At 43.1% G+C, this 15,121-nt stretch carries 18 protein-coding genes; 9 read left to right on the plus strand and 9 right to left on the minus strand.

All coding sequences use genetic code 11. The features are described 5' to 3' along the window. The first annotated feature begins 505 nt into the window (after positions 1 to 505). Positions 506 to 2,287, plus strand: a complete 1,782-nt coding sequence (locus DMO16_RS01425) for a M3 family oligoendopeptidase (RefSeq protein WP_129474941.1) — start codon at positions 506 to 508, stop codon at positions 2,285 to 2,287. Between the two features lie 60 nt (positions 2,288 to 2,347). On the opposite strand, the gene pssA is transcribed toward DMO16_RS01425, so the two are convergent. The 8 genes from pssA to DMO16_RS01465 all read right to left on the minus strand — a co-directional run bounded on the left by pssA (position 2,348) and on the right by DMO16_RS01465 (position 8,695). After that, entirely contained in the window at positions 2,348 to 2,887 is a 540-nt protein-coding gene (gene pssA, locus DMO16_RS01430; protein ID WP_061971705.1) for a CDP-diacylglycerol--serine O-phosphatidyltransferase, read from the minus strand. A gap of 167 nt (positions 2,888 to 3,054) precedes the next feature. Then, a complete protein-coding gene (gene mnhG / locus DMO16_RS01435) occupies positions 3,055 to 3,393 on the minus strand; it encodes a monovalent cation/H(+) antiporter subunit G (RefSeq protein WP_061971256.1) in 339 nt (112 codons plus the stop codon). Next, complete coding sequence (locus DMO16_RS01440; RefSeq protein WP_061971253.1) at positions 3,374 to 3,664, minus strand: Na(+)/H(+) antiporter subunit F1; 291 nt, start codon at positions 3,662 to 3,664, stop codon at positions 3,374 to 3,376. Before DMO16_RS01440 ends, mnhG begins: the two co-directional genes overlap by 20 nt. Beyond that, positions 3,661 to 4,137 (minus strand): Na+/H+ antiporter subunit E, encoded by a 477-nt coding sequence (locus DMO16_RS01445; protein WP_061971251.1) that lies wholly within the window; start codon positions 4,135 to 4,137, stop codon positions 3,661 to 3,663. The genes DMO16_RS01440 and DMO16_RS01445 overlap by 4 nt, the downstream gene beginning before the upstream one ends. A gap of 7 nt (positions 4,138 to 4,144) precedes the next feature. Further along, positions 4,145 to 5,623: a Na+/H+ antiporter subunit D gene (locus DMO16_RS01450; protein ID WP_061971249.1), complete on the minus strand. Its 1,479-nt coding sequence runs from the start codon at positions 5,621 to 5,623 to the stop codon at positions 4,145 to 4,147. Continuing rightward, on the minus strand, positions 5,616 to 5,954 hold the full coding sequence (locus DMO16_RS01455; RefSeq protein ID WP_061971246.1) for a Na(+)/H(+) antiporter subunit C: 339 nt from the start codon (positions 5,952 to 5,954) through the stop codon (positions 5,616 to 5,618). The genes DMO16_RS01450 and DMO16_RS01455 overlap by 8 nt, the downstream gene beginning before the upstream one ends. Next, complete coding sequence (locus DMO16_RS01460) at positions 5,954 to 8,305, minus strand: Na+/H+ antiporter subunit A (RefSeq protein ID WP_241840415.1); 2,352 nt, start codon at positions 8,303 to 8,305, stop codon at positions 5,954 to 5,956. The genes DMO16_RS01455 and DMO16_RS01460 overlap by 1 nt, the downstream gene beginning before the upstream one ends. A gap of 234 nt (positions 8,306 to 8,539) precedes the next feature. Continuing rightward, positions 8,540 to 8,695, minus strand: a complete 156-nt coding sequence (locus tag DMO16_RS01465) for a sporulation histidine kinase inhibitor Sda (RefSeq protein WP_061971704.1) — start codon at positions 8,693 to 8,695, stop codon at positions 8,540 to 8,542. Positions 8,696 to 9,120: 425 nt separating this feature from the next. On the opposite strand from DMO16_RS01465, the gene DMO16_RS01470 reads away from it, so the two are divergent. Genes DMO16_RS01470 through DMO16_RS01505 form a run of 8 tightly spaced genes read left to right on the plus strand, consistent with a single transcriptional unit; the run spans position 9,121 to position 14,154 of the window. Next, the gene (locus DMO16_RS01470) at positions 9,121 to 9,636 is read left to right on the plus strand and encodes a YqeG family HAD IIIA-type phosphatase (protein ID WP_061971241.1); all 516 of its coding nucleotides are present in this window, start codon (positions 9,121 to 9,123) and stop codon (positions 9,634 to 9,636) included. A gap of 2 nt (positions 9,637 to 9,638) precedes the next feature. Further along, entirely contained in the window at positions 9,639 to 10,739 is a 1,101-nt protein-coding gene (gene yqeH, locus DMO16_RS01475; protein WP_061971239.1) for a ribosome biogenesis GTPase YqeH, read from the plus strand. A gap of 18 nt (positions 10,740 to 10,757) precedes the next feature. After that, positions 10,758 to 11,597 carry a shikimate dehydrogenase gene (gene aroE / locus DMO16_RS01480; protein ID WP_129474945.1) on the plus strand — a complete coding sequence of 280 codons (840 nt, stop codon included), beginning with the start codon at positions 10,758 to 10,760 and terminating at the stop codon, positions 11,595 to 11,597. Then, positions 11,584 to 11,874, plus strand: a complete 291-nt coding sequence (gene yhbY / locus DMO16_RS01485; RefSeq protein ID WP_061971234.1) for a ribosome assembly RNA-binding protein YhbY — start codon at positions 11,584 to 11,586, stop codon at positions 11,872 to 11,874. The genes aroE and yhbY overlap by 14 nt, the downstream gene beginning before the upstream one ends. 12 nt (positions 11,875 to 11,886) lie before the next feature. Continuing rightward, positions 11,887 to 12,477 (plus strand): nicotinate-nucleotide adenylyltransferase, encoded by a 591-nt coding sequence (locus DMO16_RS01490; protein ID WP_129474947.1) that lies wholly within the window; start codon positions 11,887 to 11,889, stop codon positions 12,475 to 12,477. Then, the gene (yqeK, locus tag DMO16_RS01495; RefSeq protein ID WP_129474949.1) at positions 12,455 to 13,042 is read left to right on the plus strand and encodes a bis(5'-nucleosyl)-tetraphosphatase (symmetrical) YqeK; all 588 of its coding nucleotides are present in this window, start codon (positions 12,455 to 12,457) and stop codon (positions 13,040 to 13,042) included. Before DMO16_RS01490 ends, yqeK begins: the two co-directional genes overlap by 23 nt. Positions 13,043 to 13,044: 2 nt before the next feature. Beyond that, positions 13,045 to 13,398: a ribosome silencing factor gene (rsfS, locus tag DMO16_RS01500; protein ID WP_129474951.1), complete on the plus strand. Its 354-nt coding sequence runs from the start codon at positions 13,045 to 13,047 to the stop codon at positions 13,396 to 13,398. A 15-nt stretch (positions 13,399 to 13,413) separates the two neighbouring features. After that, positions 13,414 to 14,154: a class I SAM-dependent DNA methyltransferase gene (locus DMO16_RS01505; RefSeq protein WP_129474953.1), complete on the plus strand. Its 741-nt coding sequence runs from the start codon at positions 13,414 to 13,416 to the stop codon at positions 14,152 to 14,154. 63 nt (positions 14,155 to 14,217) lie between these two features. On the opposite strand, the gene comER is transcribed toward DMO16_RS01505, so the two are convergent. Continuing rightward, complete coding sequence (comER, locus tag DMO16_RS01510; protein WP_061971222.1) at positions 14,218 to 15,054, minus strand: late competence protein ComER; 837 nt, start codon at positions 15,052 to 15,054, stop codon at positions 14,218 to 14,220. Positions 15,055 to 15,121: the final 67 nt, after the last annotated feature.

A 15,121-nucleotide genomic window follows, 5' to 3' on the forward strand; every position in this document is an offset into this window, starting at 1 on the left:
CACCTTCTTTTGCAAAATAAGTCACAGGGTGTCCTTAAGGTTAAAAAGTTTCCTGCATTCAACTTTTTGAGAATTGACTATAATATATGCGACGATACAGGAAAATGCAACAAATTCGAATTAAAACACAAGCTTTTTTCTTTTTCCCTTTCCATAGTATTTTCGTAGGAAGCTTCTTGTATCAAAAAGACTTGAAAGAAAGGACATAATGTTTTCGATCGAATAATACCAATAAAGGGATTGATCTCGTAATTAAGGGGAATAGATGTAAAGAACAATCTACATAAGGGAGGCTCGGGCGTATGCAGGAAGTTTTGCTATTTGCCATAATGATCATTACTCTCGTTTATTTCATGTATCTTTGCATCGCAGAATAGCTTCTTGGCTCTCTTCCTGAATGAAGGAAGAGAGTTTTTATTTAAAATAAACTAAAGGGTCGATTTTTAATAAAAATTTCACTATAATGGAAATAGATCGAATATTTTATACATAAGGGGGATTTTAGATGCTATTGCAAGGTTTGCGTCAAAGCTGGGATCTGGAATCAATATTTAAGGGCGGAAGCCGCTCGGAGGAACTGCTTGCCGCTATCGGACGCATTGAAAAACAACTGGCTGATCTTAATCAAAAAGTCGAGAGCTTTCAATTTTCGGAGGAAGCCCTTCAGGAGGTTGTTGAAGGCGTTCAGCAAAACGCTGCGCTTATCAATGAATGTGTATCTTTTGTCGGATGTTTGACGGCGCAGGATGTCAATGACAAGCAGGCCCTGAATCTTCGCGGAAAATTGGAATCATTAAATGCTGTTTATTCTACAATATTAGTTCTTTTGGATAACAAGATGGCGGACATTCCGGATGAAGAGTGGAATCGTGTGATTCAAAAACCTTATTTTGCTGCCATTGCTTTTCCATTGTCTGAAAGACGAAATCTTGCTTCACAAAAGCTTTCTTATGAACAAGAAGCGTTGATGAATGATTTGGCAGTCGACGGTTATCACAGCTGGTCCACTCTGTATGACACAGTCGTCGGAAAAATTGGCATAGAAGTGGAAAAAGACGGAAACAAGGAAACCCTTTCTGTCGGGCAGGCCGAAAACCGCATGACAAGTCCGGACAGAGAGGAAAGAGAAAGTGTTTTTGCCAAGTATACAGAAGCATGGGATGAGCAGGCAGATTTTTGTGCAGAAGCTTTAAACCATATTGCTGGATTCCGGAACAGTGTTTATAAACATCGTAAATGGGACAATGTCCTGAAAGAGCCTCTCGATATTAACCGAATGTCAGAGGAGACATTAAAGGCGATGTGGCAGGCGATCGAGGAAAACAAGGAGCTGTTCGTGACGTATTTGAACCGAAAAGCTTCACTGTTGGGTGTGGAGAAGCTGAGCTGGGCTGATGTGGATGCTCCTCTTACCAATGTTGACAGTACAATGAGCTATGACGAAGGTGCCAGCTTTATTGTAGAACAATTCCAATCCTTCAGTCCCAAGATGTCGGAGTTTTCCAAACATGCTTTTGAAAAGCAGTGGATTGAAGCAGAAGACCGCTCCGGAAAACGACCTGGCGGATTCTGCACAGGATTCCCGGTGAAAAATGAAACGCGGATCTTCATGACGTACTCCGGTACTCCAAGCAATGTTTCCACATTAGCTCATGAACTTGGCCATGCCTTTCATTCGTACGTGATGGACGACATGCCATTTCTGGCGACAGATTACGCGATGAATGTGGCTGAAACGGCTTCTACGTTTGCGGAGATGGTGGTATCTGATGCCGCCGTGAAAAACGCAAAAAGCAAGGAGGAAAAAATCGCCCTCCTCGAAGACAAAGCTCAGCGCTCGGTTGCGTTCTTTATGAACATCCACGCACGCTTTTTATTCGAAACAAGGTTCTATGAAGAGCGCAAACAAGGCCTTGTTCCTGTTGAACGCTTGAAAGAGATCATGGTCGAAGCACAAAAAGAAGCATTTTGTGATTCATTGGGAAGCTACCACCCGTATTTCTGGGCATCAAAGCTTCATTTCTATATTACAGATGTTCCGTTTTACAACTTTCCTTACACGTTTGGCTATTTATTCAGTGCCAGCATTTATGCGATTGCCAAACAGGAAGGAACGAGCTTTGAAGAAAAGTACATTGCGTTGCTCAGAGACACTGCGAGCATGACGGTCGAAGAGCTTGCAATGAAGCATTTGAATGAAGATGTAACAAAGCCTGAGTTCTGGAAAAAAGGGATTGAAGTGGCAATCAAAGACGTGAAGGAATTTTTGGAACTGACTCAAGATTAACCTTATAAAAAAACAAAAAAAACAGCTGTAAAGCTGTTTTTTTGTTTGGCCTTATTGGCTTTATCTTTTTTGTATTGAGATCGTACTGATCATCAGAAAGGAAAAGGCGATCATAATAAACATAAAGAAATATCCGGGAATGAACGGAATCAAAAGGTAGCACATGGCAATCAGACAGCCTGCCACCGTAATCGGGACTCCGACAAATGATCCGGTGAATTCCGTGATATTGAAACGCGCCAGTCGTATGGCACCGCAGACGATAAATAAAATCGTAAAAATAATGCCGGGAACACCAAATTCAAAAAGAGAAGCTTGATACATTAAAAACGCGGGTGCGATGCCAAATGAAATTAAATCACAAAGGGAATCTAGCTGTTTGCCAAACTCTGATTCTATGTTTAATTTACGGGCAACCATACCATCAAAACGGTCAAAAAGACCAGCTAAAAAAATTAAAATAAAGCCAGTTTTCAAATCCTCTTTAAAGATAAACAATAAAGCGAGAGCACCGAGTGAGAGGTTGATCAATGTTAAAATATTGGCCGTTTGGCCTTTTACTTTTTTTACTGTGGAATCAACCCGTTCTCTTGCCGTCATGAACATAACATCACTTCACTCTCCGTACCTTATGTCCGTAAGACAGGAAAGATACTTGTGTAATCAATCATTCACTATTAATGAAATATATTAGATTCTTATCATTATATGTTAATTTTGTAAATTTGGAAAGGGTAAATTTCCCAATACCTTCCTGTCCGGTTTCATTAATAGTAATCCCTCTCGCTGTTCAACTCATCCTGTATCGTTTTTTCGGATAATGGAACACCACTTCGATAGGCGGCTCTGGAAATCATGTGACCCCCTACAGGCGCTGTCAGCAGAACAAATACAATTCCAAGAAGAAGCTTACCGCTGACCAAGTCCTGAACAAACAGAAAGAAAAGGAAGGAGCCAATCAATATACCGGAAACACCCAATGTGGCACTCTTGGTTGCGGCATGAAGCCTGGAATACACATCGGGGAACCGGAGTACGCCCAGCGTTCCCGAAAACACAACAAAGGTACCAAGGATAAGAAAAATACTAATTACGATCTCTGTCAATGAGCACACCCCTATCCAAAAATTTCGCAATGGCCACGGTTGCTATAAAGGTGAGGATGCCAATTAGCAATATGACATCATGCAGGTCAATGGTATTCAGACGAATGGAAACGAGAGCGGTAATGGCGATAAGATTTACCCCGATTGTATCAATGGCAACCGCTCTGTCTGCACTAGAAGGCCCCCAAACCACCCGATAGACCAGTAAAAGAACAGAAAGGCAGTTGACAATAAGACAGACAGTAACCACATTTTCGAACCAGCTGCTCATCTTGTCACCTCGATAATTGCTTTTTCAAAGGTTTCTTTGATGGAATGAATTGTTTCATTTGTGTCGGGCAGATCGATAGCATGGATATAAATGAAGCGCTGATCTCTCGAAATATCCACCGACAGGGTGCCAGGTGTCAGAGTAATCAAATTCGCCAGCAAATTGATCTCCCAGTTGGTCTTCAAATCGATGGGGAGGGCAATAATCCCCGGCCGGAAATTCATTTTTGGTTTATAAATCCATTTTAGAACATCAAAATTTGCTAGGATCAATTCTTTTATAAACAAGAAGATGAGTTTAATGATGGCCCAGACCTTCAGGAAATAAAATTCGTCGGGGATATAGCGGTTCAGCAGATAAATCAAGCCAATCCCGACGATAAACCCGCTGACATAACTGCCAAACGAATAGTTTTCAGACAGGAACATCCAGATAACCCCAATAAAAATATTGATCAACAATTGAACGGCCATTAATCACTCACCTCGCTTTTAAAACTTCATTTATATATTCCGACGGATTGGCAAGACCATCGGCAATCGATTGTATATGCGGATAGATCCATTCTGCTCCTATGCCTAGAAAAATGGAGAAGCAAAGAAGCGCAAGAGGAGGAATCACCATTCCTGGCTTCAGTTTTATCCTTTTAACCTCTTTTTGTTCACCCCAAAACGCCATGATAAAGATTCGAATGATGGACAGCAGGATCAACAGGCTGCAGCCAAGACCGATGGCAGCGATCATATAGTGTTTTTCTGCAAAAGCTCCTTTTAGCAGTAAGAGTTTACCGATAAATCCGCTAAACGGAGGGATTCCGGCAAGAACGAGAGCCGAAAGGAAAAACATCCAGCCGACCAGCGGATATTTTTGTATATACCCACCCATCTGCCGCAAATCGCTTGTTCCGGCAATATAAACGAGAATGCCTGCCAGGAAGAACAGGGCCGCTTTTATAATCATGTCATGAACCAGGTAGTAAATAGTACCCGCCAGTGATTCTGATGAAAACGTACCGATTCCAAGTATCATAAAACCGATGGCAGGAATAATGTTGTATGCAATAATCAGTTTTACATTATGGGTGGACAAAGCTCCTATCACACCGAAAACCAGAGTGAAACCTGCCAGTATGACGAAGAAGGTGTGAGTTGTTTCCAATTTGTAAATGAAGATTAAGGAAAAGACCCGTAAGATGGAGTAAATTCCAACCTTCGTCAACAAAGCCCCAAACAGAGCGGAGATGACAGGTGGCGGTGCAGTGTACGATTTTGGGAGCCAAAAGTAAAGCGGGAAAAGGGCTCCTTTCGTGCCAAATACGACAAACAATAAAATGGCGATGGCCGTTAGAACTCCTTTTTGCTGTACATCGCCTACACGCTCGGCCAGCTGGGCCATATTCACGGTTCCTGTAACCGAATACAAAAACGCTACGGTTGTAACAAACAACATGGATGAAAAAAGGTTAAGCAGTACGTATTTAATGGATTCTCTCAACTGGATTTTTGTGGCACCAAGCACAATTAATCCATAGGAAGCCATCAGCAGCACTTCAAAAAAGACGAACAGGTTAAAAAGGTCACCTGTCAGAAAGGCACCGCTGACCCCCGCAATGAGAATCAGAAACAGCGTGTAGAAATAGTGTTTTTCACGTTCTTCATCGAGTGTCGCTCCTGCATACCAGCAAGCCGCCAACGCGATGATGTTGGTGGTTAAAATCAGCAAAGAAGACAACTTGTCGGCAATAAGAATAATGCCATAGGGGGCTTTCCACCCGCCGGTCTCAAGGATCAATGCGCCTTTCGAAAAAACCTCGTAAACGATGAATACCGCAGTAGCTGTATTGATCAAGAGGACAAAAAAAGACAATAGCCGGACAGTTGCTAATTTATTATGAAAAAAAATAAACATTGTACCAAAAAACAAAGGAATCAGAATAGGAAGGATGACCAGATTACTCATCTTCAGTACCTCGCAATTGGTCCATCATATCTGTGTTGTTTTTCTGGTAAGCACGATAAGCCAAAACAAGTAAAAAGCTGGTCACTCCAAAACTGATAACAATGGAGGTCAGGATGAGCGCTTGAGGAAGTGGATCTGTATAGTGCTGGATTCCTTCATTTAATACAGGAGGTGCGCCTCGGTTTAATTTTCCCATTGTTAATATCAATAGATGGGCTCCGTGGGAAACCAAAGCCGTCCCCAGTATGATGCGGAGCAATTGGCGCTGCAGCAGGAGATAAATCCCTGCTGCAAAAAGGGCGCCTCCCAAAATACACATCAAAATTTCCATTATTGCTCCATTCCTCCTTTTTTTCGTAATCGTATTTTAATCATTCCATAGATCCCTAGTGCAGCCAAGCCGAGAACCGTGATCTCAAACATGGTGTCCAGCCCCCTGAAGTCAACAAGAATAACGTTTACGATGTTCTTACCACCGCCAAGCGAGTAGGAGGTTTTGACAAAGTAATCAGAGATGGGCTGAAACCATTTCGAGCTGTGTGATGAGATAGCGACTAATGTAACGAGTGTACCTGCTGATAACGAAATCAGGACATCCGCCACCTTGGAACGCAGCGGTTTAGAGTCTGGTTTCATCACAGGCAGGTGGGAAAAACAGAGTAAAAAGAGAACAACGGTTACTGTTTCAATAATGAGCTGAGTTAACGCAAGGTCCGGAGCACGGAACAGGACAAACAACAGCGCCAATCCATAACCGACCACGCCGATTACAATTACGGCAGCGATGCGGCGTTTCATAAAAATGGTGGCCACTGCTGCTATCAACATGGAAAAGCCCGTAATAGCTTCCGGCCATTTTACAGGTGAAAGACCCGCCGTACTGAAGGCAAATCCACCTGTGGCAGCCATCATCCCTGCGGTCACGCATACCAAAAACAATACAAGGATTGCTAAATATAGACTTAATGAACCTGTCATGTAAGAAGATGTAGTCTTTTTTGCTCCCCGCAGCAAACTGTTAAGAAGTGCCTGATATGCTTTGTCAGCAGAAAGTTTTCCGGGAAGATACAGGAAAATATTCTCCCAGTAACGCTTGAAAAGAGATAACAAGGCGCCTGCAGCGACTACGATCAGAGACATAATGAGCGGAAGTTTAATGCCATGCCAAAACGCCACATGTATTTGGATTGGATTTCCGGCTATTGCACCAGCTGCGGGTGCCAAAAGGCATTCATTGATCAGGTTGGGAAGAACGCCGATTACGACAATGAAACAAACGAGCAAGAACGGCGGAATCAGCATGCCGAACGGGGCTTCATGCGGTTTTTTCTCTAGCCGGTCCAATTGGACTTTCCCTCTGAAGGTTCCAAAGAATAAATACATGGAATAGACAAACGTAAAGATGCTGCCCAAAACAGCGAGATAGGGAAAGAAAGGTGCTGCCTGTTCGGCAAGACCGGATGGAGCCGCTGTTTGCAGCGATGCATCAAAAAACATTTCTTTACTTAAAAACCCATTAAAGATAGGTAGAGGGAACCCTGCCATGGAAAACGTTCCAAAGAATGCAAGAGTTGCGGTTATCGGCATAAAGGTCATCAAACCGCCGAGTTTCCGAATATCTCTAGTCCCTGTTTCATGGTCCACAATCCCGGCAACCATGAACAGGCTGCCCTTAATGGTGGCGTGATTAAAAATATGAAAAACCGCCGCAAAAATGGCAGCCTCTGAACCAAATCCGAGCATGGCCATGATCATTCCAAGCTGGCTGATGGTGGAGAAAGCCAGTATGCCTTTGAGATCCGTTTGCCGGACGGCCATGAATGAACCCCAACATAGGGTGACCAGACCAAAGCCTGATACGCAAAGGAAAAACAGATCACTGCCGGTGAACAATAATGATAATCTGGCAACCAGGTAGATCCCCGCTTTTACCATGGTGGCGGAGTGAAGATAAGCACTAACAGGGGTCGGAGCTTCCATGGCATCCGGAAGCCAGGTGTGGAAAGGAAACTGAGCCGACTTGGTAAAGGCACCGACTAAAACGAGCAGCAAGATGGCTGTAAATAGAGGACTTGCCATTAACTCTTCTTTTTGGCTGATGATTTCCCTGATGCTGGTAGTGTCAGTTGCAATCCACAATAGTAGAAAACCGCCGAGCATGGAAAGCCCGCCAAACACTGTGATCATCATGGATTTTAGAGCGCCATATACGGATCGCGCACGGTGTGACCAGAAACCGATCAGCAAAAAAGAAGATATGCTGGTAAATTCCCAGAACGTATACAGAACAAATAGATTATCAGACATCACAAGCCCCAGCATGGATCCCATGAAAAGCAGCAAGTAAATATAAAAGTGAATCAAATTTTCTTTTTTGCTCAAATAAAAAATCGAATACAAAACAACCAAAAAGCCAATGCCTGTTATGAGCAACGTGAAAAGAAGGCTAAGCCCATCCAGGTAAAAGGAAAGCTGTATACCCATCGATGGAATCCAGTTCGTCAATGAAGCTAAAGGCTGTCCTTCTGAAATTCCGCTACTGTGTGTCAAAAACAAAATAAACAGAACGAAAGGGATAATTGCCACCAACCATCCGGGATGGAACGTCTTTGAATGCGGGCGGGAAAAAAGAGAAAGCAAAAGGGCCGCGATAAAAGGCAAAGCAATGTAGTACAAAAACAAATCCGTTCCTCCTTCTAAAGTCATGATTATGTACGTGATTTTTTAACCAATGCCATTTCATTGTAAGCAGAAAAAACAGGGACAATCAACTTAAAACCGTTGAAAATACTGAATGTTTTTGTTTCTTCCTATTTAATATAAAAATCTGAAAAAACATGAATGATGAGAGTTGAAAATACGGTTAGTTTTTCCTGCAAGGGAGGGTTCTATAATCAACATAAAAAAAAGCCTCATCTAGTGATGGGCTTTCAGGAAATAAACGTTCAATCTCTTCTCAAGGGATCTTCGTTCAATTTCTTGTTGGATTAAAGAGATAAAGTCAGAGCTCAGTCGCAGTTCTTTTGCTTTAAAATAAGATTCAATCAAAAGTTCGTCCGATAAATTTTCCATAAGTGAGCTGCCATCGGGTGGCATGTTCACCTCCTGTTTTTTAAAATGCCCTAGGATGCATTTTTTCACGGTGAATGGGTTATGAAATGGTTCAGTTCGGCATAAACTATAAGTTCTGATACTTTCTAAATTCAGCTTACCATGAAAAAGAAAACAGAACAATCGTTCGAATATCCACAATGTTTGGTGGATAACCTGTGGGTAGGTTGTTTATAAGACAGAAAATTCTGCTCATTTCGCAGGGAAAAATGTTGATAAAGTTATCCACATTGTCGGATGCGAACAATTTGTCGAAAACTTTTCTGAACAAGCCTTCTTTTTCAGAGGCTGGCAGCTGTCTGAAAACAATAAAAAAGTTGTTCCATGGCGAATAACTGGTACAATGTAAAAGTGTAACTGAATGAAATAGTATAGAGGTGTCCAGCATGTTAAAACAATTTTTGCCGGATGAACATGTCCAGAGCATTTTTGATATAACGCCTGAAATGTTAGTGAAACGGAATGTAAAAGGAATTATCACTGACCTGGATAATACCCTTGTTGAGTGGGATCGTCCGGAAGCGACTCCAGAACTGATAAAATGGTTTAGTTCATTTAAGGAGAAGGGAATTTTAATAACGATAGTTTCCAACAATACGCAGCAGCGAGTAAGCAGTTTTTCTGACCCTGTACAAATACCATTTATTTATAGCGCAAGAAAACCGATGTCCCGAGCGTTTAAGCGGGCAATCCGCGACATGAACCTGAAGCGCGATGAGATCGTGGTAATCGGCGATCAATTGTTAACGGATGTACTGGGAGGAAACCGCCTTAAACTGCACACCATTATGGTTGTGCCTGTGGCCAGCACTGACGGATTATGGACAAGAGTAAACAGAAAAATCGAAAGAATGTTATTGTCTTGGATGAAAAGGAAAGGCATGCTCAACTGGGAGGAATAAGATTGAAGGAACAGATTAAATGTATCGGATGCGGAGCGCCCATACAGACAGAAAACAAGGAGGAGCTCGGCTATGCACCACCCTCGAGTTTAAAGAGGGATGTTGTCATTTGCCAGCGTTGTTTTCGTTTAAAGCATTATAATGAAATCCAGGATGTCAGCCTTACGGATGATGATTACCGCAAAATTTTATCCGGCATCGGAGATACGGATGCATTGGTTGTTAAAGTCGTTGATATTTTTGATTTTAACGGTTCTTGGCTGCCGGGCATCCACCGCTACATCGGCAGAAACAAACTTATGCTGATTGGGAATAAGGTGGATTTGCTTCCTAAATCCGTTAACAAAAACAGACTGACACAGTGGATGTCTTCCATGGCCAGGGAGCTAGGTGTAAAGGCAGAGGAAGTCCATCTTGTATCCGCTGCAAAAGGAACGGGTCTTTTGGATGTGGCTGAACGGATTGATGAGCTGCGCGGCGGCAGAGATGTCTATGTAGTAGGCTGTACGAACGTGGGGAAATCAACGTTCATTAATGGGCTAATCAAACAGCTTGGCACGGAGCAGGAAGACATCATTACAACATCCCATTTTCCGGGAACCACGTTGAACTTGATCGATATTCCTTTGGATGAAGAAAGTGCTCTTTTTGATACGCCAGGTATTATCAACCATCACCAAATGGCTCACTTTGTCAGCAAGGATGAGCTGAAGTTCATTATGCCTAAAAAAGAAATCAAGCCGATGGTCTTCCAGTTGAATGAGGCTCAGACTCTGTTTTTGGGAGGACTCGCACGTTTCGATTATATCAGTGGAGGAAGAAGGTCTTTTGTCTGCCACGTGTCCAATGACTTAAATATCCACCGGACGAAGCTTGAAAATGCAGATGAGCTGTATCAAAATCACCTCGGTGATCTTTTGTCACCGCCTTCTGAACCGGATAACCTGCCTCCGCTAAAAAGGCATGAGTTTACCATTAAGGAAAAGGATACAGATGTGGTCATATCGGGCCTTGGCTGGGTTACGGTTAAAGAACCGGGGGTCAGGATTGCAGCCCATGCACCAGAAGGCGTTGCTGTGACGTTAAGGCCTTCGCTCATTTAACTGAGGGGAGAGGGAAGGATGAGAAAAAAAGTTGGTTTAATTGGATATCCTGTCAGCCATTCCATGTCTCCACAGATGCAGAATGGTGCTTTTGAAAAAGCAGGGCTTTCCTATGTTTATGATAAATATGAGGTACATCCGGACCAGCTGGCAGAAGCTGTCCGGGACATGCGTGAAAAAGGCTTTGCCGGGTGGAATGTAACGATTCCGCATAAGCAGGCCATTATGCCGTATCTTGATGAAATTGCAGAAGATGCCTTGAAAATTGGAGCAGTCAATACGGTAGTCAATGAAAACGGAAAATTGACCGGGTACAATACAGACGGCGCCGGTTTTGTAAAGGGTTTGATGCGCCATGTCAGCTTTCCAATGGAAGAGGCAAAGGTTCTCATCATTGGAGCAGGAGGAGCGTCCCGGGCCATCAGCTATGCAATGGGCAAAGAAGGACCGAACACCATTGCGATCACGAACCGGACGATGGAAAAGGCACAAGACATTTTTAGCGAGTGTTTGAGAGACCAGGACCAGGTCATCTCTCTTCAGAAAGCGGAAGAAAGGCTCACTGAATTCAACATTGTCATTAATACCACATCGATCGGCATGAAAGAGGACCGTTTGCCTTTACGTGTGAATCATCTAAAAGCAGGAACCGTGGTTTCGGATATTATTTATAATCCTTTTAAGACCGCTTTATTAAAAGAGAGCGAAAAACGAGGGGCCATTATTGATAATGGAGTGGCCATGCTGGTTTTTCAGGGCGCGCTGTCGTTTGAAAAATGGACAGGTGTTGCGCCGGACGCATCATTGATGGAGAAGATTGTGATTGAAGAATTGGGAGGAAGTTATGTTAACAGGTAAACAAAAACGCTTTTTGCGTTCCAAAGCAAATCCGATTCAGCCTATTTTTCAGGTAGGAAAAGGCGGAGTCAACAGCAATATGATCAAACAAATCCAGGAAGCGCTGGAAGCCAGAGAGCTGATTAAAATCAGCATTCTTCAAAACTGTGAAGAACCGCGCGAGGAAGTGGCGGAAGCCGTTGCCAAAGGCACGAAGGCTGAGCTCGTTCAAGTGATCGGGAACGTCATTATTCTTTATAAAGAGTCCAAAGAAAACAAAGAGATCGTACTTCCTTAAAGGAATGATACAATGGCGAAAATAGGGATATTTGGAGGGTCTTTTCAACCTCCTCACAATGGGCATTTACTCATTGCTCAGGAAGCGCTGAGTGCTTTTTCACTTGATGAGGTGATTTGGATGCCAGCCAATCATCCTCCGCATAAACAATTGGCATCTGGTGTCTCAGATCATGACAGGATTGAGCTGGTTAAAGCGGCAATCCAGGATAATGCTAAATTTTCCCTCTCTTTGATCGAGTTTGAAAGGGAAGGGCCTTCATATACTATAGATACGATCAAAGAACTTCAAAAAAAGAATCCGGATCATGAGTACTTTTTTATCATTGGTGGAGATATGCTCGATTCACTCGACACCTGGCATGAGATTGATGAATTGAGCCGTATGGTAACCTTTATCGCCATCAATCGTAGCGGTCATCCGCTTAACGCCGAACATAATCCATATCAGGCCGCCATGCTTGAAGTGCCGTTATTTGATGTTTCCTCTACCCTTATCCGGGAAAGAGTGTCTCAAGGGGAAAACACCACGTATCTCATTCCGGAACGTGTCAGAAAACAAATCGAGGTGAAGGGACTTTATGGATCGCGAAAAAGCCCTTGAAATAGTTAAAGAACAATTAACAGAGCACCGCTATCAGCATACGCTTGGCGTTGTGCAAACCGCTCTTGAACTTGCAAACCGATATGAAGAGGATCAAGTTAAGACAGAACTGGCCGCTATCTTTCATGATTATGCCAAGTTCCGGTCAAAGGAAGAGATGAAGGAAATTGTAAGAAAGCAAGCCATGCCGGAAAGTCTGCTTCATTATGGAGGAGAGCTCCTTCATGCGCCAGTCGGCGCCTACCTGGTAGAAAAGGAAGCAGGAATTAATGATCGTGACATTTTGGCTGCAATCGCCTATCATACGACCGGCCGTGTAGGGATGGGGAAGCTTGAAAAAATTATTTTTCTGGCCGATTATATCGAACCTGGAAGAAAGTTTCCCGGGGTGGAAGAGGTTCGGCAGCTGGCAAACGAAGATCTGGACACAGCGTGCCTTCAAGCGCTGAAAAATACAGTAACTTTTCTGATGAAGCAGAATCAGCTGGTCTATCCGGAAACGATCAATACGTATAACAGTCTTTTGGCGCAGCTGAAAAAAAATAAAGGAAACGGAGGAATGTAATTTTGAATGAACAGGAACTGATTGAACTCGTAGTGAAAGCGGTGGATAACAAGCGGGCAGAAGACATTATAATGCTCGATATGAAGGGGATTTCTCTTGTCGCAGATTATTTTCTAATATGCCATGGGAATTCTGAGAAACAGGTTCAGGCCATTGCCCGGGAGCTTAAGGATGTAGCCGCAGAGAAGGAAATCAATATTCGAAGGATGGAAGGTTTTGATCAGGCAAGATGGGTTCTTGTTGATATGTGGGATATGGTCGTCCACGTTTTTCACCGTGATGAACGATCCTATTACAACCTGGAAAAATTATGGGGAGATGCCCCATCTGTTGACCTGAACCAAATCCTTTCATAAATAAAAGGAGCAGGCATGAGCTATCAACATTTTGCGTATTATTATGATCAATTAATGGAAGACGCTCCTTATGAGCAGTGGATCTCTTTTTTTGAACAGGCGATTGTCTCTGTTGGAGCTGACATATCGAGTGTTCTTGATGTTGGCTGCGGGACAGGCTCGATTTCCATACCGCTTGCGTTAAAGGGTTATGATGTAACCGGAATCGACCTGTCCGGCGATATGCTTGCTGTGGCTCACGAAAAGTCGTTGACCCAGCATGCTTCTGTTCAATTTCTGCAACAGGATATGACCGAGATCGACGGCTTGGCGGAGTTCGATGCTGCTGTCATTTTTTGTGATTCACTGAACTATCTTTTGACAGAAGAGAAGGTAGCTGCAGCCTTTCAGTCAATATATCGGCATCTGAAGGAAAACGGGCTATTTTTGTTTGATGTACACAGCCTTTATAAAATTCATAATATTTTGTCAGGGAATACATTCGCTGAAAATGCGGAAGAGGTTTCCTACATCTGGCAGTGCTATGAAGGGGAATATCCAGACAGTGTAGAACATGAACTAAGCTTTTTTGTACGGGAAGAGGACTCGCGATATTCCCGATTTGATGAAGTACATATGCAAAGAACATTGTCAGTGAAGGCTTATGAGCAACTTCTTGAAGAAGCAGGCTTCACGGTTTTGAAAATTACTGGGGACTTTTCAGAGAATAAACTTGAATCCGAAGCCGAGAGAATCTTTTTTATTTGTAAAAAATAAGCCATCATAACCGATGGCTTATTTTTTTTTTAAGGAAGGATTTCGGGGATAATGAGAGAAATCTTATTTTAGTTCTTCTTTTACCTCGAATTGCTCACTGATCTTTTCACATTCTTCATGGTATTTTTCATGCGTCCGTTCGATCACACGATCAAATACTTCTCCTGCATCCTCATTCAATATCTTGATTCCTTCTCCTGTTATGCCACCTTTTACACACACTTTTTCAATCAGCGATGGAAGAGAAAAAACCTCTTTTTCCAACAGTTTGCCCATGCCGATAATCATTTCACTGGCAAGAAGAGTAGCCTCATTTTTGGTAAGGTCCGTCTTTTTTACAGCACTGTCCACAAAGCATTGCACAAGGTAACCGATGAAGGCTGGACCGCAGCTGGCGATGTCGGATGAAATGCGGGTGACATTTTCGCCGATAATCACAGGCTTTGATATGAATGACATGAGCGATAACAATTTTTCCTGATATTCAGTGTGGCATCTCGAGCCAAACGTAATAAGGGAAGTGCCGGAAAGTGCCCGGTTTGTAATGCTTGGGATCGCCCGGGCTACGTTACAGTCAAGTAAATTTTCTATCTGTTCACAAGAGATGGGACTTGTAATCGAGACGACAAGTTTATGTTTTGAAATGTGTTTTTTATTTTCACAAAGAAGGTCAAAAAATTGGTGCGGTTTTACACAAATGAACAGAATATCTGCAAAACGAATCACATCTTCTGCGGCAGCTGCCACCCGTAGTTTGGGATGGGCAGCCTGCAGCGCTTCGGCCTTGGACAGTGTCCGGTTGGTCACCATAATGCGTGACGGTTGTATAGCAGCCGATTCAATAAAGGAAGACACCAGGATGCTTCCCATATTTCCCGTTCCAATAAACCCTAGCTTCACTGTTTACTCCTCCTCTCCTTGATCCATCCTACCTTGATACATATGCATACGCGGCCTGTTTTATGAA

The sequence above is a fragment of the Fictibacillus sp. S7 genome, from assembly GCF_004127935.1.
Taxonomy (GTDB): domain Bacteria; phylum Bacillota; class Bacilli; order Bacillales; family Fictibacillaceae; genus Fictibacillus_C; species Fictibacillus_C enclensis.

Coding starts and splice junctions, on each gene's coding strand:
- yhbY (WP_061971234.1), top strand. CDS start 11,584: ATGTTAACAGGTAAACAAAAACGCTTTTTGCGTTCCAAAGCAAATCCG.
- DMO16_RS01455 (WP_061971246.1), bottom strand. CDS start 5,954: ATGGAAATTTTGATGTGTATTTTGGGAGGCGCCCTTTTTGCAGCAGGG.
- yqeK (WP_129474949.1), top strand. CDS start 12,455: ATGGATCGCGAAAAAGCCCTTGAAATAGTTAAAGAACAATTAACAGAG.
- DMO16_RS01505 (WP_129474953.1), top strand. CDS start 13,414: ATGAGCTATCAACATTTTGCGTATTATTATGATCAATTAATGGAAGAC.
- DMO16_RS01425 (WP_129474941.1), top strand. CDS start 506: ATGCTATTGCAAGGTTTGCGTCAAAGCTGGGATCTGGAATCAATATTT.
- DMO16_RS01440 (WP_061971253.1), bottom strand. CDS start 3,664: ATGAGCAGCTGGTTCGAAAATGTGGTTACTGTCTGTCTTATTGTCAAC.
- DMO16_RS01465 (WP_061971704.1), bottom strand. CDS start 8,695: ATGGAAAATTTATCGGACGAACTTTTGATTGAATCTTATTTTAAAGCA.
- DMO16_RS01445 (WP_061971251.1), bottom strand. CDS start 4,137: ATGGCCGTTCAATTGTTGATCAATATTTTTATTGGGGTTATCTGGATG.
- DMO16_RS01470 (WP_061971241.1), top strand. CDS start 9,121: ATGTTAAAACAATTTTTGCCGGATGAACATGTCCAGAGCATTTTTGAT.
- aroE (WP_129474945.1), top strand. CDS start 10,758: ATGAGAAAAAAAGTTGGTTTAATTGGATATCCTGTCAGCCATTCCATG.
- DMO16_RS01450 (WP_061971249.1), bottom strand. CDS start 5,623: ATGAGTAATCTGGTCATCCTTCCTATTCTGATTCCTTTGTTTTTTGGT.
- pssA (WP_061971705.1), bottom strand. CDS start 2,887: ATGACGGCAAGAGAACGGGTTGATTCCACAGTAAAAAAAGTAAAAGGC.
- DMO16_RS01490 (WP_129474947.1), top strand. CDS start 11,887: ATGGCGAAAATAGGGATATTTGGAGGGTCTTTTCAACCTCCTCACAAT.